Source organism: Ensifer adhaerens (assembly GCF_020035535.1).
In the GTDB taxonomy this organism is placed as follows: Bacteria; Pseudomonadota; Alphaproteobacteria; order Rhizobiales; family Rhizobiaceae; genus Ensifer.
In genome coordinates this window covers 315,386-338,868 of record NZ_CP083350.1, presented here as the reverse complement: position 1 = coordinate 338,868, position 23,483 = coordinate 315,386, and the positions used below count along the sequence as shown (strand labels likewise).

General features: G+C 62.5%; 21 protein-coding genes. 16 read left to right on the top strand and 5 right to left on the bottom strand.

The annotated features are described in order from the left end of the window. The first annotated feature begins 27 nt into the window (after nt 1-27). The 13 genes from LAC81_RS21990 (at nt 28) to LAC81_RS21930 (ending at nt 12,943) form a co-directional block, all read left to right on the top strand. A complete protein-coding gene (locus tag LAC81_RS21990) occupies nt 28-1,788 on the top strand; it encodes an ABC transporter permease (RefSeq protein WP_113540925.1) in 1,761 nt (586 codons plus the stop codon). After that, nucleotides 1,781-2,857: an ABC transporter ATP-binding protein gene (locus LAC81_RS21985; protein WP_223729314.1), complete on the top strand. Its 1,077-nt coding sequence runs from the start codon at nt 1,781-1,783 to the stop codon at nt 2,855-2,857. Before LAC81_RS21990 ends, LAC81_RS21985 begins: the two co-directional genes overlap by 8 nt. A 56-nt stretch (nt 2,858-2,913) precedes the next feature. Continuing rightward, nucleotides 2,914-3,579 carry an arylsulfatase gene (locus LAC81_RS21980; RefSeq protein WP_223729313.1) on the top strand — a complete coding sequence of 222 codons (666 nt, stop codon included), beginning with the start codon at nt 2,914-2,916 and terminating at the stop codon, nt 3,577-3,579. Between the two features lie 20 nt (nt 3,580-3,599). Further along, nucleotides 3,600-4,871 (top strand): 3-oxo-tetronate kinase, encoded by a 1,272-nt coding sequence (gene otnK / locus LAC81_RS21975; RefSeq protein WP_223729312.1) that lies wholly within the window; start codon nt 3,600-3,602, stop codon nt 4,869-4,871. After that, nucleotides 4,868-5,506: a 3-oxo-tetronate 4-phosphate decarboxylase gene (gene otnC / locus LAC81_RS21970; RefSeq protein WP_223729311.1), complete on the top strand. Its 639-nt coding sequence runs from the start codon at nt 4,868-4,870 to the stop codon at nt 5,504-5,506. The genes otnK and otnC overlap by 4 nt, the downstream gene beginning before the upstream one ends. 11 nt (nt 5,507-5,517) lie before the next feature. Then, a complete protein-coding gene (gene rraA / locus LAC81_RS21965; RefSeq protein ID WP_223729310.1) occupies nt 5,518-5,991 on the top strand; it encodes a ribonuclease E activity regulator RraA in 474 nt (157 codons plus the stop codon). A 12-nt stretch (nt 5,992-6,003) separates the two neighbouring features. After that, nucleotides 6,004-6,831 (top strand): hydroxypyruvate isomerase family protein, encoded by an 828-nt coding sequence (locus tag LAC81_RS21960; RefSeq protein ID WP_223729309.1) that lies wholly within the window; start codon nt 6,004-6,006, stop codon nt 6,829-6,831. Nucleotides 6,832-6,938: 107 nt separating this feature from the next. Then, nucleotides 6,939-8,003 (top strand): IS110 family transposase, encoded by a 1,065-nt coding sequence (locus LAC81_RS21955; protein WP_223724852.1) that lies wholly within the window; start codon nt 6,939-6,941, stop codon nt 8,001-8,003. Between the two features lie 267 nt (nt 8,004-8,270). Beyond that, nucleotides 8,271-9,671: an NAD-dependent succinate-semialdehyde dehydrogenase gene (locus LAC81_RS21950; RefSeq protein WP_223729308.1), complete on the top strand. Its 1,401-nt coding sequence runs from the start codon at nt 8,271-8,273 to the stop codon at nt 9,669-9,671. Further along, nucleotides 9,668-10,093, top strand: coding sequence for a cupin domain-containing protein (locus tag LAC81_RS21945; RefSeq protein ID WP_223729307.1), 426 nt, complete (start codon nt 9,668-9,670; stop codon nt 10,091-10,093). The genes LAC81_RS21950 and LAC81_RS21945 overlap by 4 nt, the downstream gene beginning before the upstream one ends. Next, nucleotides 10,090-10,389, top strand: coding sequence for an antibiotic biosynthesis monooxygenase family protein (locus tag LAC81_RS21940; protein ID WP_223729306.1), 300 nt, complete (start codon nt 10,090-10,092; stop codon nt 10,387-10,389). Before LAC81_RS21945 ends, LAC81_RS21940 begins: the two co-directional genes overlap by 4 nt. Continuing rightward, nucleotides 10,386-11,444, top strand: a complete 1,059-nt coding sequence (locus tag LAC81_RS21935) for an AbrB family transcriptional regulator (RefSeq protein ID WP_223729305.1) — start codon at nt 10,386-10,388, stop codon at nt 11,442-11,444. Before LAC81_RS21940 ends, LAC81_RS21935 begins: the two co-directional genes overlap by 4 nt. 101 nt (nt 11,445-11,545) lie before the next feature. After that, complete coding sequence (locus LAC81_RS21930; protein ID WP_223729304.1) at nt 11,546-12,943, top strand: family 16 glycosylhydrolase; 1,398 nt, start codon at nt 11,546-11,548, stop codon at nt 12,941-12,943. Nucleotides 12,944-13,027: 84 nt separating this feature from the next. Here the strand turns inward: LAC81_RS21930 and LAC81_RS21925 are convergent, their stop codons facing one another. Then, nucleotides 13,028-14,260, bottom strand: coding sequence for a benzoate/H(+) symporter BenE family transporter (locus LAC81_RS21925; RefSeq protein ID WP_223729303.1), 1,233 nt, complete (start codon nt 14,258-14,260; stop codon nt 13,028-13,030). A gap of 111 nt (nt 14,261-14,371) precedes the next feature. Here LAC81_RS21925 and LAC81_RS21920 point away from each other — a divergent pair, with 111 nt between their 5' ends. Further along, the gene (locus LAC81_RS21920) at nt 14,372-15,862 is read left to right on the top strand and encodes a PLP-dependent aminotransferase family protein (protein WP_223729302.1); all 1,491 of its coding nucleotides are present in this window, start codon (nt 14,372-14,374) and stop codon (nt 15,860-15,862) included. A gap of 229 nt (nt 15,863-16,091) precedes the next feature. Here the strand turns inward: LAC81_RS21920 and LAC81_RS21915 are convergent, their stop codons facing one another. Then, nucleotides 16,092-16,517, bottom strand: a complete 426-nt coding sequence (locus LAC81_RS21915) for a hypothetical protein (RefSeq protein WP_419195895.1) — start codon at nt 16,515-16,517, stop codon at nt 16,092-16,094. Nucleotides 16,518-16,861: 344 nt separating this feature from the next. Here LAC81_RS21915 and LAC81_RS21910 point away from each other — a divergent pair, with 344 nt between their 5' ends. Then, nucleotides 16,862-18,175 carry an alkyl sulfatase dimerization domain-containing protein gene (locus tag LAC81_RS21910; RefSeq protein WP_223729300.1) on the top strand — a complete coding sequence of 438 codons (1,314 nt, stop codon included), beginning with the start codon at nt 16,862-16,864 and terminating at the stop codon, nt 18,173-18,175. Nucleotides 18,176-18,368: 193 nt separating this feature from the next. Here LAC81_RS21910 and LAC81_RS21905 read toward each other — a convergent pair whose 3' ends face one another. The 3 genes from LAC81_RS21905 to LAC81_RS21895 form a co-directional block, all read right to left on the bottom strand. Continuing rightward, nucleotides 18,369-19,751, bottom strand: a complete 1,383-nt coding sequence (locus tag LAC81_RS21905) for an aspartate aminotransferase family protein (protein WP_223729299.1) — start codon at nt 19,749-19,751, stop codon at nt 18,369-18,371. Between the two features lie 37 nt (nt 19,752-19,788). Continuing rightward, a complete protein-coding gene (locus LAC81_RS21900; protein ID WP_223729298.1) occupies nt 19,789-21,285 on the bottom strand; it encodes an NAD-dependent succinate-semialdehyde dehydrogenase in 1,497 nt (498 codons plus the stop codon). 117 nt (nt 21,286-21,402) lie between these two features. Continuing rightward, nucleotides 21,403-21,885 (bottom strand): Lrp/AsnC family transcriptional regulator, encoded by a 483-nt coding sequence (locus tag LAC81_RS21895; protein ID WP_223729297.1) that lies wholly within the window; start codon nt 21,883-21,885, stop codon nt 21,403-21,405. A gap of 66 nt (nt 21,886-21,951) precedes the next feature. On the opposite strand from LAC81_RS21895, the gene LAC81_RS21890 reads away from it, so the two are divergent. Next, a complete protein-coding gene (locus LAC81_RS21890; protein ID WP_223729296.1) occupies nt 21,952-23,373 on the top strand; it encodes a PLP-dependent aminotransferase family protein in 1,422 nt (473 codons plus the stop codon). The last annotated feature ends 110 nt before the right edge of the window (nt 23,374-23,483 follow it).

Sequence of the window (23,483 nt, the reverse complement as noted above, 5' to 3'; positions counted from 1 at the left end):
TCCGCCACCGTTTGCGAGAGGCATAGAATGTCTACCCACATCCAAGCACCGGCTGCAGTCCCCCTGACGAAAGCCGCAGCCGAAAAGAAGTATCCGGCAAAGATGCCGCGGCATGGCAATGCAAACTTCTATCGGCGCATCGTCATTGGTCTGCTCGCGGTCGCCGTCCTGGCACCCGTCGGCCTGATCATCTACCAGAGTTTCCTGACGGCCGCGTTCTTCAGCCCCCGTGCGCACTTCGGCCTCGATGCGTACAAATACGTCTTCACCGACAAGAACTTCTATCGTGCACTCGGCACGACGGCGATCTTCTCGTTCGGCATGGTGGCGATCGCGGTGCCGCTCGGCGGCCTGCTTGCCTTCCTGATTACGCGCACCGACATCAAGGGCAAGCGCCTGCTCGAGATCCTCGTGCTCGTGCCGATGTTCATTTCGTCGATCGTGCTTGCCTTCGGCTACACCGTCTCGGTCGGCCCGACGGGTTTCGTGTCGCTCTTCGTGCGCGACATTCTCGGCTTCGTGCCGTGGAACATCTACAGCCTGCCGGGCATGATCCTGATTGCCGGCCTCAGCCACGTTCCGCACGTCTATCTCTATGTCTCTTCTGCCATGCGCAATCTGCCGTCGGACCTCGAAGAAGCCGCCCGCACCACCGGCGCGTCCATCTGGCAGGTCTCGCGCGACGTCACGCTGCCGATGGTGCTGCCGGCGCTGATCTTTGCGGCGGCGCTCAACATCCTGCTCGGCTTCGAAACCTTCGGCATTCCGCTCGTGCTAGGGGATCCGAACGGGATCATGGTACTGACCACCTACATCTACAAGCTGACGACGCTGTTCGGCACACCGACCTATCAGCTCATGGCTGTCGTCGCGGTCGTGCTGGTGCTGATCACGCTGCCGCTTGTGTGGATGCAGCGCAGGCTGCTGCGCAATGCCCGCAAGTATGCCGCACTCGGCGGCAAGGGTGCCCGCGTCGCCACCTTGAAACTCGGCACAAGCGGCCAGGTCATTGCCCTTTCGGTCATCGGTTTCTGGCTCTTTGTCTCGGTCGCTCTCCCGATCGGCGGCATCACGGTGCGCGCGTTCGTCGATGCCTGGGGCGAGGGCGTCAACCTCTTCGACCAACTGACCCTCTCCAACTTCAGCCGCATGCTCGAAGTGCCGAGCCTCTACAATGGCATCGTCAATACGATCATCCTGTCGGTCGTCGGTGGTGCTGCAGCCGTGGCGATCTATCTCGCCGTCGGCCTGGCCGGTCACCGCAACTGGGGCATGTCGAACACGGTGCTGGACTATATCGTCCTCCTGCCGCGTGCGCTTCCGGGCCTCGTCGTCGGCCTTGCCTTCTTCTGGGTCTTCCTGTTCGTGCCGTTGCTCACGCCGCTGAGACCAACGCTGGTCAGCCTCTTCGTCGCCTATCTGGTCGTCGGCCTGTCCTATGGTCTGCGCCTCCTGCAGGGCACGCTGATCCAGGTCGCCCCGGAGCTCGAAGAGTCCGCCCGTACCACGGGCGCAACGATAGGCCGCACCTGGAAGGATGTGGTGATCCCGATCGTCCGGCCGGGTCTTGCCGGTGCCTGGGCGCTCATCATGATCATCTTCCTTCGCGAATATGCGACGGGCGTCTACCTCATGGGCGCCGGCACGGAAGTCATCGGTTCGCTGATGGTCTCGCTTCTTCAGACCGGCGCCATGAACACGATCGCCGCTCTTTCCCTCATCAGCATCGTCTTGACGGGCGCAGGTCTCGCACTCGCCCTCCGTTTGGGAGCAAAAATCCATGACTGAACTCGTTGTCAGCAATGTCCAGAAGTGGCTGGGCGGTCTGCAGATCCTGAAAGGCGCGTCCTTCACCGCGCAGCGCGGCTCCATCGTCGCCCTGCTGGGTGCCTCGGGCAGCGGCAAGACCACGCTGTTGCGCTGCGTCGCCGGGCTCGAGCAGCCGGAAATCGGCCAGATCGTCATCGGCGGCAAGACCGTGCTCGATGGCGAAAGGAAGCTCGCGCTTCCGCCCGAACAGCGCAACATCGGCCTCGTGTTTCAATCCTACGCCCTTTGGCCGCATCGCACCGTCAAGGAGAATGTCGGCTACGGCCTGAAGCTGCGCGGGGTGACGCAGGCCGATATCGAAAAGCGTGTGCAGGCGATCTTGGAACGCATGGGCCTTGGCCATCTTTCCGATCGCTTCCCCTCGCAATTGTCGGGCGGCCAGCAGCAGCGCGTCGCCATCTGCCGGGCGCTGGTTTATGAGCCGCGTGTGCTGTTGCTCGATGAGCCGCTCTCCAATCTCGATGCGAAGCTCAGAGAAGAGGCGCGCTACTGGATCCGCAAGCTGATCCTCGACCTCGAGATCTGCGCGATCCTCGTCACCCACGATCAAAGCGAGGCGCTGGCCGCTGCCGATAACATTCTCCTGCTACAGGACGGTCGCATCGTCCAGCAAGGCGGACCGCAGGAGATATATTCCAATCCGAACAGCTTCTATTCGGCAGACTTCCTGGGCGCGAACAACATCGTCAAGGCGAAGGTGAAATCGATCAACGGCCGTAGCGCCGTCATCGGCGGCGACAACTGGAGCCTCGACGGCACGGTGCGCGAGGCATCCGGCGTCAACGCATCCGACGACGCGCGTGCGGTGATCCGGGTCGAGCAGATCAGCGTCAGCGACCAGCCCGAGGCGGGCGGGCTTGAGATGAACCTCGACGACAGCATCTATCTCGGCGACCGCTGGGAATACCGTCTGCGTCGCGGCGATTTCGTTGCCAAGGCACACGGCGCACGGCAGCTGGCGACCGGCACTGTCTGGGCACGAATCCCGTCTGAGAGCGTCTGGGTGTTTTCGGCGGGCCAGCGCTAGCGGGCGCTTGGCGGTCGCCGTTCCTCCCGGCGGCCGCTCCATTCAAAGGGATTTTCATGTCGAGACAGCCCCGGATAACGCTCGTCCACGCGACGCCGATCGCGATGGAACCGATCAAACTTGCTTTCGCAACGGCTTGGCCGGACGCGGATGTGGTCAACCTTCTGGAGGACAGCCTTTCGCCCGACCGTGCCGCAAGCACCGACATCACCGAAGCCCTGACGGCGCGTATCGAGGCTCTGGCCCGATATGCGCGGCAGATCGGGAGTGCGGCCGTGCTCTTCACCTGCTCGGCCTTCGGGCGGGCGATCGAGCAGGCGGCGACGACCGTCGACATCCCGGTGCTGAAACCCAACGAGGCGATGTTTGAGGCTGCGATCCGGAAAGGCGGCAGGACTGCCATGCTCTACACCTTCCCGCCTGCGCGCGACGGCATGGAGGCGGAGTTTTGGGAGGAGGCCGAAAGGATCGATCCGACCGCGACCATGGAGAGCTTTCTGGTGCACGGCGCGATCGAGGCGGTGCGGGCGGGTAATGCAGAGACCCACAATCGGCTCGTCGCCGAAGCTGCGGCGGGGTTGCGTGGCTTCGACAGCATCGTGCTTGCGCATTTTTCCACGGCACGCGCCGTATCTGCGGTGCGGGCGGTGACGAACATACCGGTCCTGTCGAGCCCGGATGCCGCCATCGACAAACTCAAGCGCCTTCTCGGCGCAGCCTGACATTCGGGAGTACACCTTCAATGCTGCTTGGCGTCATTGCAGACGATTTTACAGGGGCAAGCGATATCGCGAACACGCTTGCCAAGGGTCTGTCGGGGCAGGGTGGTCTTCGCACCGTTCAATACCTTGGAATCCCGCGGGCAAAGGCCGAACCCGATGTGGAGGCTGGCGTGATTGCGCTGAAGAGCCGGTCGGTCGAGGCAGCTTCGGCCATCGAGCAGTCGCTGGCGAGCCTGCGCTGGCTGCTCGATCAGGGGTGCCAGCAGATCGTCTTCAAGTACTGCTCGACCTTCGATTCCACTCCGGCGGGCAATATCGGCCCCGTCGCCGAAGCGCTTGCCGAGGCCTTGGGCGTCAAAGGCGTGATCTCCTGCCCCGCTTTTCCCGGTGCCGGCCGAACGGTCTATCAGGGCCACCTCTTCGTGAAGGATCGGCTTCTGAGCGAGTCCGGCCTGCAAAGCCACCCGCTCAACCCGATGACCGACGCGGATATCCGGCGCTGGCTGCGGCTCCAGTCGACAACTGAGGTTGGACATGTCGATATCGCCGTCGTCCGGCAAGGGGCGGCCGAAATCGGAACAGCACTGCGGGAGAACGGCGAGCGCAATCGCACGCTCGTCATCGTCGATGCCATCACGGATGAGGATCTCGTCGCAATCGGTCGTGCAGCGGCGGGAGATCGCCTTGTCACGGGTGGTTCCGGCATCGCGATCGGTCTTGCCGCAAACTTCATCGCGCAAGGCCTTGCTGCCGGCCACAGCGCCAGTACTGCCGGCGTCGAGGGGCCGGAGGCCATTCTCGCCGGAAGCTGCTCCGGTGCGACCCGCGAACAGGTCGAGATCCACCGCAAGAACCACCCGACGCTTGCCATCGACGTTGCCGGCGTCATGGCCGGCTCGGTGACGACCGCCGAGCTGACGTCCTTCATGCGCGCGAACGAGGGCAGGGCGCCGCTCGTTTACTCTTCGGGCACGCCCGAGGAGGTCCAGGCGGTCCAGGCGCGCTTCGGCCGGGAAGCGGTTGCCGGGGCGCTCGATGATCTCTTCGCCAAAACGGCGCAGGAACTGGTCAAGGTTGGCGTCCGTCGCCTCGTCGTTGCCGGTGGCGAAACGTCCGGAGCGGTCGTCTCGGCACTCGATCTCGGTGCGCTGACGATTGGGCCGGAAATCGATCCTGGGGTGCCGGTGCTGTTGTCGGGCGGGGCAAGTCCCGTGGCGTTGGCGCTGAAGTCCGGCAATTTCGGCAGCCCCGATTTCTTTGCCAAAGCATTGGAAAGGCTCACAGGCAGATGAGTGCTGAGAACAGGATACGTGAGGAGATCGCCCGGCTTTCGAAGTCGTTGTTCGACCGTGGCTTCTCGGTCGGCTCCGCCGGCAACATCAGTGCTGCAGTCGAGGACGGGATCCTGATGACCCCGACCAATTCGTGCCTCGGCTTTCTCGATCCGGCACGCATCTCGAAGCTCGACCGCGAGGGCAACCACATATCCGGCGACAAGCCCTCGAAGGAAGTGTTCCTGCACCGCGCGTTCTACGAAACACGGCCGCAGACGGGCGCGGTGGTCCACCTTCATTCGACCTTCGCCACGGCTCTCTCCTGTCTTGCCGACATTGATCCGGACGACTGCATTCCGCCGCTCACCCCTTACGTTGTCATGCGCGTGGGGCAAGTGAAGCTGCTCCCCTACGTCAAGCCGGGCGACGAACGAATGGGCGACATGATCAGGGAACTCGGTGGTCGCTATGCCGCCGTTCTGCTTGCCAATCATGGCCCCGTCGTCACCGGCAAGGAGATTGCATCGGCGGTCTACGCAGCCGAGGAGCTAGAGGAAACTGCCAAGCTGCTGGTGCTGTTGCGCGATGCGCCGAAACGCATGCTTTCCCCTGAAAACGTCACGGAATTGAAGGCCGTCTTTGGCGGCTATTGAAGGAAACACCGATGAAAACGGCTGATCTCGTCGATGCGCATGGGGAGGAAGTGCACTTCTGCGATCTTCCCTTTCTGAAACTCGGGAAGACGAAGTCCTTCAGCGGTCCGATCGCGACCGTCAAATGCTTCGAGGACAATGCTCTGTTGAAGGCCGAACTGCAGATGCCGGGCGAGGGCAAGGTCATAGTTGTCGATGGTGGCGCCTCGAGCCGCGTCGCGTTGCTCGGCGACCAGATCGCGATGATCCTTCGCGACAATGGCTGGGCCGGCATCGTGATCAACGGCGCCGTGCGCGACAGTGCTGAGATCGCCGAGATGGACGTGGGCGTTTTCTGTCTTTCGGTGACACCAAAGAAGTCCGCGAAGGACGGTCCCGGCAAGACGGGCATGCCCGTTCAATTTGGCGGCGTCACGTTCGCGCCGGGCGCCTACCTCTATGCGGATGCGGACGGCGTGCTCGTCAGCGCGCGCGATCTTCGCTGAGGGGATAGTGCGGTGACCGCGCAGCCCATTTTCTCGGCCCACACCGGCTATCTCTTCAAGGAGCTACCCTTCGAGGAACGCTTCGAAGCGGCTGCTGCTGTGGGTTTTGATGCAGTAGAACACCCTTATCTGGAGACGTTCGAACCCGCGGTCATCCGCGGCCTTTTAAAGAAACATCGTCTCCGCTTTGCGCAGCTCTCCTGCGCATTCGGCGACCTGGCAATGGGCGAAAAAGGTCTCGCCGCGCTGCCGGGCCGGCAGTCCGAGTTTCGCGCAACCTTCGACAGCGCCCTTGAATTCGCGCTCGCTGTCGATGCGCCCTACGTGCACCCGATGGCCGGCGTTCCACCTCAAGGAAGCGATGCAGACGCCGGCAGTGTCTACCTCGAAAACCTGCATTTTGCCGTCCAGCGAACGGCCGGCACGCCGGCGAAGGTCCTGATCGAGGCGATCAGTGAGCGGTCGGTGCCGGGCTACGCGCTCTCCACACTGGAGCAGGCGTGCCGCGTGCAGGATGTCTTCGGTCCCGGCAATCTCTCGCTGCTGTTTGACACCTTCCATGCGCGTGCGACCGGCATCGATCCGGCTCAGTGGATCGCGGAAAATGCCTATCGGATCGGACACATCCACATCGCCGACCATCCGGGCCGACAGGAGCCGGGGACCGGGACGATCGATTTCGAGCCAGTCCTTTCCGCACTTGAAGCGCAGAGCTTTCAGGGTGCCATCGGCTTCGAGTTCACACCCTCGGCGAACACAGTCGAGAGTTTGACATTTCTTGCCGCCTGGCGGGCGAGATCAGAAATCAGGAGGTGGCATGAAAGAGGCCACGCCCGCTGAGAGAACGGATCATTGAGATGGCGATGATGATCGAGGGACAGTCACGCTTCCAGCCTTTCGGCTTATCCTGTTGGGGTTTTGCAGATCTCAACACGGGAGTTGGAAGCATGACTGCGTCCTATGATTACCATATCGGGGTCGACTACCACAAATCCTATAGCCACCTGGTGGTGCAGGACAGCAGCGGTAAGACGCTCAGATCCGGCCGGGTGAAGAACGACCGCCAGTCGCTGGACAGCTTTCTCGAGCGCTACCGCGAGAACAGCCATGCGGTTGTCGAGGCAACCCGCAACTGGATGGTGATGTACGACTGGCTCGACGACATTTGTGATGATGTCGTTCTCGCCCATCCGTTGAAGGTCAAGGCGATCGCCGACGCCAAGATCAAGACCGACAAGATCGACGCGACGGTGCTGGCGCATCTGCTGCGCGCCGATCTGGTGCCGGAGGCTTGGGCACCGAGCGACAAGGCCCGCGCGTTGCGTGTCGCGCTGCGCGAGCGGATGTTTTACGTGCGGCTGCGCACAATGACGAAGAACCGCATCGTCACGGTGTTTGATCGTTATCCGGAGCAGACGGCCCAGTTCAAAAAGCTCGGCGACCTGTTTGGCAAGGCCGGCCGCATCCAGCTGGCGCAGATTGAGCTCTCCGCGATCGACCGCGTCCAGATCGACCGTGGCCTCGCCTTCATCGGCGACATCGATGGGCGGATCAAGCAGTCGGAGACAACGATCCGGGCACTGACCAAGGCCAATGCCAACGTCAAGCTGTTGAAGACGATCCCCGGCATCGGCGAATTCTTCGCCCGGCTGATCGAGGCGGAGATCGACGATATATCCCGCTTTCGCAACCCGAAGAAGCTGGCCGCCTATGCGGGACTGGTGCCGTCGACCTATTCGTCTGGCGGCAAGACCTTCCACGGCAAGATCATCAAGCAGGGCAACAAGTGGCTGCGCTGGGCCTTTGTCGAGGCGGTAACGCCGGCCGTCGCCAGTGATCCTGAGCTGCGCGCCCACTACGAGCACCTGAAGATCAGAGGAACCAACAAGGCGCGCGTGGCGATTGCGCGCAAGCTTTTGACGATCGCCTTCCAGATCCTGCGTGACCAGCGCGCCTATGAGCCGCGCGGCACCCCCATGGAAAGCGCGTCGACGATATCCCGGTTGTCCTGATGTTCGTCTAGCGAGCCCGGCAGGACTGGGCTGCGCTCTTTCAGGAGAATGGGAAACCGGGAGCCGAACGCCACTCTGTGACCGAAGCCAAGGCATCAGGTCACGCATTGGAGACTGGTTCAAGAACCGAAGGACGGAAACAACCGTCCAGCGGAAGGAGCATCTTTAGCCGATCGGCAAAAACGCCGGTCAAAACTGAACCGCACCCAAGGAAAAGCCGCCAGTTCAAGGCGTTTTGCCCCTTGCATTCTTTCATTGGAGAAGAGCATGATCGTTTCCACCAATCCGGCCGACGGCCGCGAGCTTGCGCGCTACGACCTTCACGGCGATGCCTATGTCGACCAGGCGTTGCGCGCGGCAGCGAAGGCACAGGCCGCCTGGCGAAGAGTACCAGTTGCTGAGCGCTGCACGCTTCTTTCCGCCATGGCGCGAGTGCTGCGGGCCGGAAAACACCGTTATGCCGCCATGATAACCCGCGAGATGGGCAAGCCGATCACAGAGGCTGAGGCCGAGGTGGAGAAGTGCGCCTACAACTGCGATTTCTATGCCGAGAATGCGCCGAAGTACCTTGCGGATGAACCGGTGGCGTCGAACGCGGCTGAAAGCGTAATCGCTTTCGATCCGCTCGGTGTCGTCTTGGCGATCATGCCGTGGAACTATCCGTTCTGGCAGTTCTTCCGCTTTGCCGCTCCTGCCTTTGCAGCAGGCAATGGCGCAATCTTGAAGCACGCCAACAATGTCCCTGAATGTGCGCTCGCGATCGAAGAGGTGATGCGGGAAGCCGGCTGCCCTGAAGGTCTCTTCGCCACGCTGCTGATCGAGCCGTCGAAGGTTGCCGGCATCATCGCCGACGATCGGATCGCGGCCGTCACGCTGACGGGATCGACGGAGGTGGGGGCGATTGTCGCCGCGCAGGCCGGCAAGGCGTTGAAGAAGCAGGTGCTTGAGCTCGGCGGCTCGGATCCGTTCATCGTGCTCGCCGACGCCGATATCGAACAGGCGGCGAATATCGCGGTCAAGGCGCGCTACGTCAATGTCGGCCAATCCTGTGTCAATGCCAAGCGCTTCATCGTCGAAGAAACCATCGCAGAGCGGTTCGTTGACCTCTTCCTGCAAGAAGTGGCGAAGCTGAAGATCGGCGACCCGATGGAGCGGGAAACGAATATCGGCCCCATGGCCAGGGAGAACTTGATGACTGGCCTGCACAAACAGGTCGAGCGTAGCCTTTCGGCCGGCGCGACGCTGAGGGCCGGCGGCACGCCGCTCGAAGGCGACGGGTTCTATTATCCGCCGACGGTCCTCGACAACGTTCGCCCCGACATGGCTGCCTTTTGCGAGGAGACCTTCGGGCCGGTTGCGGCGATCATCCGCGTGAAGGATGCCAGGGAGGCGGTGGCGCTCGCCAACCAGACGGAGTTCGGCCTGGGTGCCGCGCTCTGGACCAGGGATCTTGCACGCGCCCGATCGCTTGCGCGTGAGATCGAAGCCGGCGCCGTCTTCATCAACGGTATGGTCGCTTCCGATCCTCGCTACCCCTTCGGCGGCATCAAGCGCTCCGGCTACGGGCGCGAACTCGGGGTCTACGGCATCCGCGAATTCGTCAACATCAAGACCGTGTGGATTGGCCCCACCCAGACGCCGGCGACCGCACAGGGAGGAGCACGATGAGCAAGGTGATGCCGGCCATCCTGCGGCCAAGGGAATTGAAGACCAACGACCGTGGCAACGGCGCACGCACCACGCCGCTGGTCACGCGCAAATGCGGCTCAGCGAGCATGATCAACGGCATCACCGCGTTCGATCCAGGTGCTGCGATCGGCCTTCACAAGCACAATTGCGAGGAAAGCGTGATGATCCTCGATGGTCAGGCGATCGCCGAGATCGATGGCGTGCGCTATCCCCTCGGGCCCAATGACACGACCTGGATTCCGGCGAACGTTCCGCACCGCTTCATCAATGCGTCGGAGACGGAGCCCATGCGGATCTTTTGGGTCTATGCATCGATCGATGCCACCCGGACGATGATCGCGACCGGCGAGGAGCACACGATTGACGCCGAGCATGGCCACAAGCCGGGGGCGTCGGTATGATCCAGGAAGTTGCAGAATTGACCATCAAGCCGGGGCTGGAGGGTGATTTCGAGCGAGGCGTCGAGAAGGCTGTTCCGCTGTTCCTCCGTGCCAGGGGATGTCACGGGGTTTCCCTCCACCGTGTCATCGAGACGCCGCAGGTCTATCGCCTCGTCGTCGATTGGGAAACGGTCGAAGATCACATGGAAGGGTTTCGAGGCTCTGCCGATTTTCAGACCTGGCGCGAGATCGTCGGTCCCTGCTTCGCGGCGGCGCCCGTCGTAACGCACACGCGCCAGGTCATGAGCGCTCGGTGAGCCGCGACGGACTTCGCAAGGCGGGCGGCCGGTTTGCGCTGACGCTCTGCATCGGTGCGTTCGGCGGGTTCTTGATGTGGCTGGCGCATATGCCGCTTGCATGGCTGTTGGGGGCCATGCTGGCCACGGCCGTCTGCGCCTTTGCAGGCGTTCCCGTCTCCCTGCCGAAACACGCGCGCCCACCGATGACGGCGGTGATCGGTGCGATGCTCGGCACCTCCTTTTCGCCGGAAACATTCGGACATTTCTCGGCCTGGATCGTATCGCTCAGCGGCCTGATTGCCTTCATCGCCATCACCGGCACCTTGGCCTTTGCCTATTTCCGGTACCTCGCCAAGCTGGATCCCGTTACCGCCTACTTCTCCGCGATGCCTGGCGGTCTCGTCGAAATGATAACGCTCGGCGCGGAAAAGGGCGGCGACGAGCGGATGATCGCGCTCATCCATGCCGCCCGAATTTTCCTGGTCGTATTGACGCTGCCGTTTCTGATCCAGACGTTTACGGGCGTCGCGATCGACAGAACGGGCGTCGTGTCCGCCGGCGAAACCGCAGTGTCGGTAGCGGATGTGCTGTGGTTTGCCGGCGCGGTGATCGGCGGCGTTGCGCTTGGTACCGTCCTGCGATTGCCGGCGCGGTTTCTGGTCGGGCCGATGCTTGCGAGCGCTGTGCTTCATCTGGCCGGCGTGACCGATTTCGAGCTGCCGGCCATTGCCCTTGCTGCGGCACAGGTCGTCATTGGCGCGACGATCGGATGCCGCTTCGCCAACGCGTCACCGCGCATGGTAGTGCGGGCAATGGTGCTTTCCGCCGGCGCCACGGTGCTGATGCTCCTATCGACGCTGATGTTTGCCGGGCTGTTGTCGTTCATGGGCGGGGACCGGCTCATCGCCTATGTGCTCGCCTATTCGCCCGGTGGCGTCGCTGAGATGAGCCTCATTGCCCTTTCGCTCAACGTGGAAGTGCCGTTTGTGGTGCTGCACCACGTCGTTCGCGTGCTCACCGTCGTCGCGGGCGCATCCGCTGCCTTCCGATTGTTCGGCGCACTGATGCGTTGATGTCCGCGGGCAAAAGAGTTGGAGGTGTGGGCGACAGGCCACAGTCGGAGATGCTAGGGGTGCTCACCGGGAAGGGGCACAATCCAGCAGGAGACTTCTCGATGAGCAGAACTGCCATGAACGCCCTAGGACAACCGCTCTATTACAGCGGAAGCTCGACGGCATGGTTTTCCGCGACCGGATCCGGACCGACCCTCTACGGCACCGCCGGTAACGATTCCATCTGGGGCGACAGTTCCGTCGACGTAACGATGGTCGGCGGCACGGGCGACGATATCTACTACCTTTATTCATCGACGAACCGGGCCGAAGAGGCGCCCGGCGAAGGTGTAGACACGATCGATACGTGGATGAGCTACACCTTGCCGGAGAATTTCGAGAACCTGACCGTCACCGGCGATGGTCGACATGCATTCGGCAACGGTGCCGACAACATCATCACCGGCGGTTCCGGCAGCCAAACCATCGACGGAGGCGCAGGCAATGACGTGCTGATTGGCGGCGGTGGAGCCGATATTTTCGTGTTCGAGCGCGGCAATGGCAGCGACGTCATTGCCGATTTCAGCTCCAACGACACTGTTCGCCTCGACGGTTATGGCATCACGTCGTTCGACCAGGTTCTGGCCAACTCCGTTCAGGAGGGCGACGATCTCCGCCTTGGCCTCGCTGATGGCGAAAGCCTGGTGCTCGCCGATACGGCGACCGAGCAATTGCAGGAAAGCCAGTTCCAGTTGAGCCTGGACCGGTCGGCCTTCACGCAGACTTTCTCGGACGACTTCGACACGCTTCAACTCCGCGATGACACGGGCGGTGTCTGGGATGCGAAATACTGGTGGGCGCCGGAAGAGGGGGCGACGCTCACTGAAAACGGCGAACTGCAGTGGTATGTCAATCCGAGCTACGAGCCGACCGCTGCTGCCAATCCTTTTTCGGTCGGGGACGGCGTACTTACGATCACCGCGGAGCGCGCATCGGAAGCAATCCAGTCCGAGATCGGTGGCTATGATTACACGTCCGGGATGCTGACGACCTACTCGTCCTTCGCCCAGACCTACGGCTACTTCGAAATGCGGGCCGACATGCCGGACGACCACGGCGCCTGGCCCGCCTTCTGGCTGCTACCCGCCGACGGCTCCTGGCCGCCCGAACTCGACGTCGTCGAGATGCGCGGGCAGGACCCGAATACCGTCATCACCACCGCCCATTCCAATGAAAGCGGTGAGCACACCGTGAGCCGAGACGGGGCGCAGGTCGCCGATACCGACGGGTTTCACGACTATGGCGTGCTTTGGACGAAAGACGAAATCGTCTGGTACTTCGACGACACGGAGATCGCCCGCACCGACACGCCCGCGGATATGCACGAGCCGATGTATATGCTCGTCAATCTTGCGGTCGGAGGAATGGCCGAAGCGCCGAATGACGATTTTGCCGATGGAGCGGAGATGAAGATCGACCACATCGAGGCGTACGCGCTGGGTTCCGATTGGGACATTTAATCGGGTAGCGGGCAAGGCCGGCGGCCCGCACGGCGGCCGGCCTTGCCAAAGCTCTCAGGGATCAAGATGACGGAAGGCCGGCGCTCATTTGGCGGCTCCCTCGGTCCCGGCCAACTTGATCCTGTCGCGTTGCGGCAGGCGACCGTTCAGCACGATATAGGCGACGAGGCCGATTACCAGACCCCAGAAAGCTCCGCCAATGCCGAGAAGCTTGATGTTGGCGGCAGACGCCAGGAATGTGATGAGAGCAGCCTCGCGCGATGTCGGATCGGCCATCGCTCCGGCAAGGCTGCCGCCGATCGTGCCCAGCAGCGCGAGGCCCGCAAGCGTGGTGATGAATGTTGCGGGGAATGCCATGAACACGGCAGCGAGGGTCACACCGAAGACACCCACGAGCACATAGAAGCAGCCTGCCGCGATGCCCGCGATCCAGCGCTTGGACGGGTCCTCATGCGCTTCCTTTCCGGTGGCGATTGCCGCGGTGATGGCCGCGATATTGAAAGCGTGGGAGCCGAAGGGCGCCATGATGAGCGAACCGAGGCCGGTCGCGGTGACGATCGGGTTGGCGCTGGTCTTGAAGCCGTCATTTCGCAGCACCAGCATACCCGGCATGTATTGGCCGGTCAGCGTGATCAGAAACAACGGCAATGCGACGGAAAGCAGTGCGTTCAGCGAGAATTCCGGCATGGTGAAAACGGGTGCCGCGAATTCCAGCTTCAGCCCGGACAGGTCGACCCGGCCCTCTGCAAGCAGGAACGAGAGCCCAAGAATGAGGATGCCGACCACCGCATAGCGGGCGGAGAAGCGCTTCAGCACGACATAGGCAGCGATCAGCAAGCCGACGAGCAGCGGATCGACGCTGGCGCCGCCAAACGCACCGATCCCGAACTGCAGCAGAATGCCGGCCAATAGGCCGGAGGCAATGCCCGACGGGATCAGGCGGATGACCTTCTCGAAGTAGCCGGAAAGGCCAAGTGCGACGAAAGCTGCAGCCGAGACCATGTAGGCACCAATGGCCTGCGCATAGGGTGTCGTTGCCAGTGCCGTCACGAGAAACGCCGCCGCTGGTGTCGACCAGGCGGTGATAATCGGCTCGCGATATCGCCAACTCAAGAAGAGCCCTGACAGCCCCACGCCGACGGAGACGGACCATACCCACGACGCGGTCAGCTCCGGACTGAGACCGGCGACCTTCGCGGCCTGAAAGACCAGGATGAATGTGCCGCCGTAATTGACGATGACTGAGATCAGGCCCGCCACGATCGGGTGCGTCAGGTCGTTCAGGCGGATGGGAGTGGGCGATGGATGGGAAGGCATGTCTTGACGGAACTCCTGAATTCTGCGGCGGGTGGCCGACGAAGTGCGTTGACATTTAGCCGCCCAATGGACTGATGTTCCCATCCATTTTGTCAGGCAGGGTCAGACCATTTGTTCAAGCATTCGCAACTGGAGTCCGTGAAGGCTTGGCTCGTTCATCCGGCGCATGCCGCCATGCCGCTTCACGCGCGGATACAACGCGCAATCCGGCAACTGATCCTCGATGGCGTGATTGGGCCCCGAAAGCCGCTGCCGGCGTCACGCGCGCTCGCCCAGTCGCTCGGCGTATCCCGCGACACCGTCGAAGCAGCCTATGGTCAGCTTCATGCCGAAGGCTTCATCGAGCGCCGGGTGGGAAGCGGGAGCTTCGTGGCCGAGATGACGGAATTCGCAAGCGGTCGGCGCCTTTCCCGGCGGGATACGCTATTGCGCAACCACGCGCCGAACCTCAGCAGACGTGGCGATGCGATGTTTCAAAGTGGCGGTGTGCGCGAACTGCTTGCGCCGCGACCGTTCGCGCATGGTGTGCCGGAGACGCGGAATTTTCCTCTCCGGATTTGGGAACGCCTGGAACGCCAGGTGTTGCGGGAGAACGGCACCCAGGTGCTCCTTCACGGCGATCCGCAAGGGACCGAATCGCTTCGCCGTGCCATCGCCGACTATATGAACCTGGAGCGTGGCGCGCGCGCCACGGCCGATCGGGCGTTGGTCCTCACGAGTTCGCAGCAGGCGTTGACACTTTGCGCAAACATGCTGTTCGACCCCGGCGACCGGATCTTCATCGAAGACCCCGCCTACTACGGTGCGCGCAAGGCTTTCGACGCGGCGGGGCTGGAATGCGTTCCCGTTCGCGTCGATGGCCAGGGCCTCGTCGTTGAGGAGATCATGGCCGAACCGCGCAAGGCCAAGGCCGTGTTCCTGACGCCCTCGCATCAGTTCCCGACCGGTGCGACGCTGGCGCTGGAGCGCCGCCTGGCGCTGATCGAGTGGGCCAAACACCATCATGCCTGGATCATCGAGGACGACTACGACAGCGAATTCCATTATGCTGGCAAGCCGACGGCCTGCGTTCAGGGTCTCGATCCGCACGACCGGACGATCTACATCGGCACCTTCACCAAATCGCTCTTTCCGGGCTTGAGGATCGGCTATGTGGTGCTGCCTCCCCAACTCGTGCAGCCGATGACGGTCGCGCGCACGCTGCTTGACGGGCACACCGCCCCGCTGGCGCAATTGACGCTCGCCCGCTTCATGGAAGGCGGGCATTTTGGTGCGCATGTCCGCACCATGCGCAGCGTCTACGCCGACCGGCTCGCCCTGCTGGCAACCCTCGTCGGCAAGCATCTGTCGAACTATGTCGAAGCGCAGGTCCCCATCGGCGGGCTGCAGATGCCCTGTGTACTGGTCGGCAACATGCCGGAGCCCACAGCCATCGACGCCGCTCGACGTGCCGGGATCGACATCATGGGACTGTCCGGTCTTTACGCTACCGGCGAGCCTATGGCCGGCTTCCTGATGGGATTTGCGGCCTACACGCCGGGTGAAATCGAGACTGCAGTCAGGAAGCTGGCGGACGCATTCGGCGCCGTAGCGAAGCCTTAGCCGCTTTTGCGCCGGATTTTCGGCGCAAACGCCAGAACGAAATGGCTGGCGATATCAACGCCAGTCCGAGCTGCCGGCTGTTCTGTCGTCCTGCAGGGTTTCGAGAAGCAAGCTCATATCCCCGAGCGCGACGGTTTGGGACATGGCGATGTCCAGGAGCGCGTCTCTGAACCGGCTCCGCTGAGAAGCGTCGCGTCGCTGCAAGCCTCCAAAGCGCGCCGGATAAAACTCACTCTCTCTGCGTGGCATGATTGGCAGCCTCCTGCATTCCGCCGGATGAATGGCGAACCTGGCGCGATTGTCGTAGCAAATAGGAGCCCAACTCTGCGGCAGCAGCGATATCGGCGAAGAGCAGGCTCGCCTCCGCCATGGTGCCATCGTCAAGGGCATCTGTTTCATTGGGGTCAAAGTCACCGAGCAGCACCAGAAGTGCCTCGATCCTTTGACGCTGGTCGCTGGCCGCTGCCAACAGGCTCCGCTCGATCCGCTCTCGCTCCAGCCTTTCAAGGTCGCGCAGTGCCTCGCCCACCCGGTCTCGGCATTCGCAGTCGATCGCGCTGCTCAAGACCGCGCCGTGCATGCGCGCGATCGCACGGCCGATGTCTTCTTTGGTTTGGGCCAATGTCGATGTCATCGCTGGGTCCGCTGCTCGCATTGCATATGTTCCATGTCCACGTTGCGTCGAAGCACCTTCCGCTTCCAGGCAACGACGATCCGGCAATCTCGGCGTCAACCTAAGGTGAAGTGAGACCGGACTGTTTGAACCAGCGCAAAGACAGACGATTTTCTATGGCCGGGGGAGGTCTGAGGCGCGTGGCGCGAAAAAAGGGGGTAGTGATCACCAGGTGGACCTTGGTCGCAAGGAAGGACGGGACACCGGCCAGTTATTCCAATATGACGTCCACCAGATCCGCTGCAGTCGCAGCCGCAACGACTGACGGCCAAGGGCCGTCACTCCTGACGCCAGGCTCGGGGAGCCGTGAAGTAGGATTAGCCTTGATGATCACACCAACTCCTGGGCAGGCGTTGCCCGCTTCTGCAGATGAATTCGCCGGGCGTGAGCAACTGCGTGCGAGTTCCGCCGAATTCCGCAAGGATATCATCGAAATCACGGAGGGCGTTTTTGCCGCCGTCGGCTATTCGGCGAGTAACGTCACGCTGATCCAAGGCGACGGTGGTTCGATTATCGTCGACACATCCGCCAACCCTGTCGACGCCAAGGCGATCGTGGACGCCTTCGGTGATCGTTTCGTCCGCCCTGTCCGGGCAATCATCTACACCCACAATCACCCGGATCATTCTGGCCGCACGAAGGTATTTGCCGGAGCTGACAATCCCGAAATCTACAGCCATCAGGTGCTGGTGGAAGCCGGCCCTGAGTTCGGAAGGGGACCGAGGGATGGCGGCGATGCCTTCGGAACGAAGCTGGCCGACGATCTGTTCATCAACGCGGGCACGCAGCTCGAATATGGCCGCGTTACACCGCATACCCGGGAGGGCTTCCTGCCGCCGACCCGCACTTTCGGCGGCGAGTGCGAGACCATCGAGCTTGCCGGTGTCTCGATGCAACTCATCCATACGCCCGGAGAGTCACCGGAGAACACGGCCGTCTGGATCCCCGGAAAGGGCGTGCTGATCCCCGGCGACAATTTCCTGAAATCCTACCCGAACCTCTCGCCGATCCGCGGCCTCAAGCTGCGGCCGCCGGAGAAGTGGGTCGCAAGTCTCGACAAGATGCTCGCCTTGAATGCTACCTACATGATCCAGGGCCATATGCGACCTATCCTCGGGAAGGACGAGGTCCGCAAGGCGCTCACCGACTACCGGGACGGGATCAAGGCGGTCCTCGATCAGACGCTGGCCGGAATCAAACAGGGAAAAACGCCGGACGACATCGTTCAGGAAGTGAAGCTTTCTTCCGAACTCGCAAGGAGCCCACATCTGCAAGAATACTACGGCACAGTCGCATGGGCCGTGCGTGGTATCTATGCTGACTATGTCGGCTGGTTCGATGGAAATGCCACGAATTTGAACCCTCTGCCGCCCACCGAGCGCGCTGAAAAAATGCTCGAAATGGCTGGAGGGACAGAGAAGATGATCGCCCGCGCCCGGGAAGCAGTCGAGGCCAAGGAATTCCAATGGGGCGCGGAACTGATCGACTATGTACTAGCCTCCGACCCTGAGAACATGCAGGCCAAGGCGATCAAGGCGAGGGCACTGACCGAGTTGGGTGAGCGCCAGATCAATGCCACCGCCCGGAACTACTATCTCACCACGGCGCAGTATCTACGGAACGCTGAGAACCAGGAGTAAACTTCACCGCGGGGTGGCTGCCGCGGGCGGCCACTCGATCCGTTTCGGCCCGCGACACTGGAGAGACTTCAACGGGCAGATAGCTACGGGGCCGTTCTGGCCTGGTCGCTGGCGCGGCCGGGCAGGCGAGGGTGGAAACGATCGCACCCGCTTCCTCCTCGTTCACGCTTGCCAGCGACCTGTCAGCCGACCTTCAGCCTCCAGCACCGAGTACGGACGTGATCGCGCCGGCGGCCGCTTTCACGACGATGTCTGCCTCGCCGGTTGTCAGGCAGAGCGGCGGCGCGAAGCCCAGGATATCGCCCTGCGGCATGGCGCGGCCGATAACGCCGCGTTCGAGCAGGGCGGCCGCGATTTGCGGGCCCACCTTCTTCGCCGGATCGAAGAAGACCCGGTCGTCCTTGTCCTCGACAAATTCGATCGCGGCCATCAATCCGTCGCCACGCACCTCGCCCACATGCTTGTGGCCGGCAAGCGCCTTCGTCAGCTCCGAGCGGAAGTAGGCGCCGGTGCTACCGGCGTTTTCAACCAGCCCCAACTCGTCGATCAGTTCGAGATTGGCAACGCCCGCGGCCGCGCAGATCGGATGGGCGGAATAGGTCCAGCCATGGCCGATCGCACCCAGTTCGTCGGATCCTTGCACCAGCACCTGCCACATCTTGTCCGAGACGATCGTGCCCGACAGCGGCGCGTATGCCGAGGTGAGACCCTTGGCAATGGTGATGAGATCAGGCCGCATGCCGTAGTGATCGGAGCCGAACATCGTGCCGAGACGGCCGAAGCCGGTCACCACTTCGTCGGCGACGAGCAGGATGTCGTACTTCTCGAGCACCGCCTGGATCTTCTGCCAATAGCCCTTCGGCGGCGGCACGATGCCGCCGGTGCCGAGGATCGGCTCGCCGATAAAGGCGGCGATCGTCTCCGGGCCTTCGGCGAGGATCATTTCCTCGAGCTTGTCGGCGCAATGTTGCGAGAACTGCTCTTCATCCATCGAGCGATCCGGGCGGCGGAAGAAGGAGGGCGCTTCCGTGTGCAGGATCGGCGCGCGCGGCAGATCAAACGCGTTGTGGAAGAGATGGAGGCCGGTCAACGAGCCGGTCATGACGCCGGAGCCGTGATAGCCGCGCCAGCGTGAGATGATCTTCTTTTTTTCCGGCCGGCCGAGGATGTTGTTGTAGTACCAGATCAGCTTGATATTGGTCTCGTTGGCGTCCGAACCCGAAAGACCAAAATAAACCCGGCTCATGCCCTCCGGTGCACGGTCGATGATCATCTTGGAAAGCGTGATCGACGCTTCCGTACCGTGGCCGACATAGGCGTGGTAATAAGCAAGGTTTTTGGCCTGCTCGGCGATTGCGTCGGCGATCTTCTGCCGGCCGTAGCCGACATTGACGCAGTAGAGGCCGGCAAAGGCATCAAGGCTCGTCCTGCCGCTGGTGTCGGTAATGTACACACCTTCGCCGCCGCCGATGACGCGGGTCGGCGTCTCGCCGCGGGCGTGCATGCCCATATGCGTGGACGGGTGGAAAAAGTGATCACGGTCCCAGGCGCTGTGTTCGTTGCTTCTGTCGAGCATGGTCTTTCCTTTCGCGTATGAAATGTGGCGCCCGCGTTCAGGCGGCCGTATCGATGCAGAGATATTTGAGTTCGGTGAAGGCCTCGATGCCGTGGCGCGAACCTTCGCGCCCAAGGCCTGACTGCTTCCAGCCGCCGAAGGGGATCGGTCCGCCGGTGATTTTCACCCGATTGATCGCGACCATCCCGTACTCCAAAGCCCGCGCAAGACGCATCTGGCGTCCGCCGTTCTCTGTGACCACGTATGCGACGAGGCCATAGTCGGTGGCATTGGCGCGCGCGATCACTTCGCCCTCGCTGTCGAAAGCGGTGACGGCGGCGACCGGGCCGAATGTTTCCTCGCGCATGATCAGCGCTTCGTCGGGCACGTCGGTCAGCAGCGTGGGTTCGAAGAAAAGTGGTCCGGCCGCATGGCGCCTTCCGCCGACCGAAAGCTTGGCGCCAAGCCGAAGTGCGTCGGCCACCTGGTCCTCGACTTTGGTGATCGCCCGTTCGTGCATCAGCGGGCCGATCTCGCTGTCGCGGTCAAGGCCTGCACCGACCTTCAGGTCCGCGATCCGCGCAGCAAAGGCCGCCTCAAACGCCCTCAGGATCGGCCTTTCGACATAGATGCGATTGGCGGCGAGGCAATCCTGGCCGGAGGTTGCAAACTTTGCCGCGATGGCGATATCGGCTGCCTTCTCCACATCGGCGTCGGCGAAGACGATCAGCGGTGCATGGCCGCCGAGCTCCATGACCAGCCGCTTCATGGTCTCAGCGCACTGGCCGGCGATCAGCTTGCCGATTTCCGTCGAGCCGGTGAAGCTCATGGCGCGAATGCGCGGATCGGCATTCATGCGGCCGACGATGATGGCGGCATCGCCGGTCACCACATTGAAGACGCCTGCGGGAAGCCCAGCCCGCTCGCCGAGTTCGGCAAGGGCGAGTGCCGAAAGCGGGGTTTCGCTGGATGGATGCGCAACGACCGTGCAGCCGGCCGCAAGTGCGGCTGCAGCCTTGCGCGTGATCATGGCGGAGGGGAAATTCCAAGGCGTCACGATGCCGACCACGCCGAGCGCCTCGCGGCGAACGATCATCTCGGCTCCGGGAAGATGGCTGGTGACGCTTTCTGCGTTGAGGCGCTTTCCTTCCTCGGCATACCATTCGACGAAGGATGCCGCATAGTCGATCTCGCCGCGGGACTCGGCAAGAGGCTTGCCCTGTTCTAGCGTCATCAGCAGGGCAAGATCCTCGCGCGCCCCAAGCATCAGGTCGTACCACTTGCGCAGGATCGCAGCGCGCTGCTGCGGCAACATGCTGCGCCAGGCTGGCAGCGCATCGCTCGCCGCAGAAATGGCCTCTCCGGTCTGCTCGGCATCAAGCGCTGCGACCCAGGCGAGTGTCGCCGACGAGGCGGGATCCGTCACCTTGAAGCCGGCGCCGTCGTGACCGGCAATCCAGCGGCCGCCGACATAGGAAAGCTCCCTGAGTAGGTGCGGATCGGCAAGGCGGGCGAGAGCGTCGTGAAAGGTCGTTCGGGCAAATACGGCGGTCATGGCGGCCTCCTCCTGTTGGTAGAGGAAGTCTGCCAGAGGGCGAGCGACAGATTGTCTATTGCCGGGGTGGCGGCCAGAGACTTTGGCCAAAGGTGGGGCCGGCCGTAGACAATCTCTCTATTCGGAGGCGGGAAGCAGCGTCTCTAGCGGAAGCACGGTCTCCTCCTTCACCGTCTTGGTGACGATGTAGGTGAAGTAGCGATCGATACCGAGTTCGCGGTCGAGCAGGCTGTCGACAAGGCGCTGATAGGCGTCGATATCGGGCGCCATGATCTTCAGGATGTAATCGACGCCGCCGCCGACCGACCAGCAGGCGACGATTTCAGGCGTTGCCGCGACGGCGCGCTCGAATCGCTCGAAATCCGTTTGCCGATGGTTGGCGAGCGTCACTTCCATCATCACGCTGGCGACCGGCGCAACGCGCCTGACCGCGACGCGGGCATGATAACCCGTCACGATGCCTGCCTTTTCCAGCTTGCGCAGGCGCAGCCAGCAGGGCGTCGGCGAAAGCCCCGCCTTTTCCGCGAGCGCCAGCTTGGTGATGCGCCCGTTTTCCTGGATTGCTTCCAGGATGCGCAGGTCGATGGCGTCGAGTTTCATTCAGGCGCCCTCCGGGCGGGGGTCATGTCAAAGCAGAGAAAAAGACAATGGTTAGGCATTTTGGCGTTGTCAATTGAACTGAATTTGAGCACTGTTGAAATCATGACAAATTGGCGACCCGATATATCCCAATTGCGCCGGCCGGCCTATCTCTCCCTCGCCGAGCAGATTGCTCGCGCCATTCAGGAAGGCCACTTGCCGAACGGTACGCGCCTTCTGCCCCATCGCAAGCTCGCCGACGACCTGAAACTATCAGTGCAGACCGTCAGCCGTGCCTATGACGAGCTGATCCGAAGGGGGCTGATATCGGGCGAGATCGGCCGCGGCTCCTTCGTGCAGACAAGGCCGAAGGAGCCCGAGCCCCCCTACCTGCCCGAGCGTCTTGGCGAGCTGGTCGACCTTTCGATCCTCAAGCCTGTGTGCGAGCAGCTCCATCTGGAACGCATGCGTGCGGCCTTCGGGTGGCTGGCGGAAAACCTGCCTTCGAGTTCGGCGCTGTCCTTCCGGCCGAACATGGTTTTCCCGCGCCATCGCAATGTAGCGGCCGAGTGGCTGTCGCGGTGCGGTCTCGATGTATCGCCCCTCAATATCAGTCTGACGAATGGCGCAACTTCGGGCATGACGGTGGCGCTGATGAGCGTCGCTCCGCCGGGCTCGACCGTTGCGACCGAGGCGATCAGCCACCACACGCTCGTGCCGCTTTCCAGCTACCTTGGCCTTCATCTCGAGGGCTTGCCGATCGATCGCGAAGGCATGATCCCTGAGGCGCTGGATGAAGCTTGTCGCACCGGCGTCATCCGCGCCGTCTTTCTCCAGCCCTCGGTGATCAATCCGACCGCGGCGTTGATGGGGCCCGAGCGTAGGCAGGCGCTTGCCGAGATCGCGCGGCGCCACGATATTGCGATCATCGAGAACGACATTCTGGGGCCGCTGGTGGAAGGCCGCGCGCCGCCGATCGCGGCCTATGCCCCGGAGCGTACGCTCTACGTCACCAGTTTCACCAAGATCACGGTGCCGGGTCTGCGCATCGGCTATCTTGCCGCGCCGGACCGTTACGTCGCGGCCGTCGCCAACCGCCATCTGGTCTCCAACTGGATGGCGACGCCCTCGATCGCGGAGATCGCTACGCTCTGGGTCAGTGACGGCACGGCGATGGAACTCGTCAACTGGCAGCGCCGGGCGCTCGGTGTCCGCCACGCGATCGCGGAGGAGGCGCTGGCGGGTCTGCCCTATTACGCTCATCCGCAGAGCTTGCATGTGTGGTTGCCGTTGCCGGAGGGGCATACGGAAGAAGGGTTCGTCTCTCAGGCCCGCTTGCGGGGCGTTGCGATTGCCCCGGGCTCTTCCTTCCGCACGGCGGACCAGGGCTGGCATCCGGCGGTGCGCATATCTTTGGGCTCGACGACCGAGCAGGAACTGCGCACCGGCCTCGGCATCCTCGCTTCCTTGGCCAGCGGCAACCCGGAGGCGTTGCTGCTCGCGATTTGAATGGAATGCCCGCCAATTGGGCAGCCGAACTATAATTGTACTGATATTATTATTCTGATTGACATGATTTTGATTGCCGCGCATCGTTGCGCCATCACTTGTCTCAATAG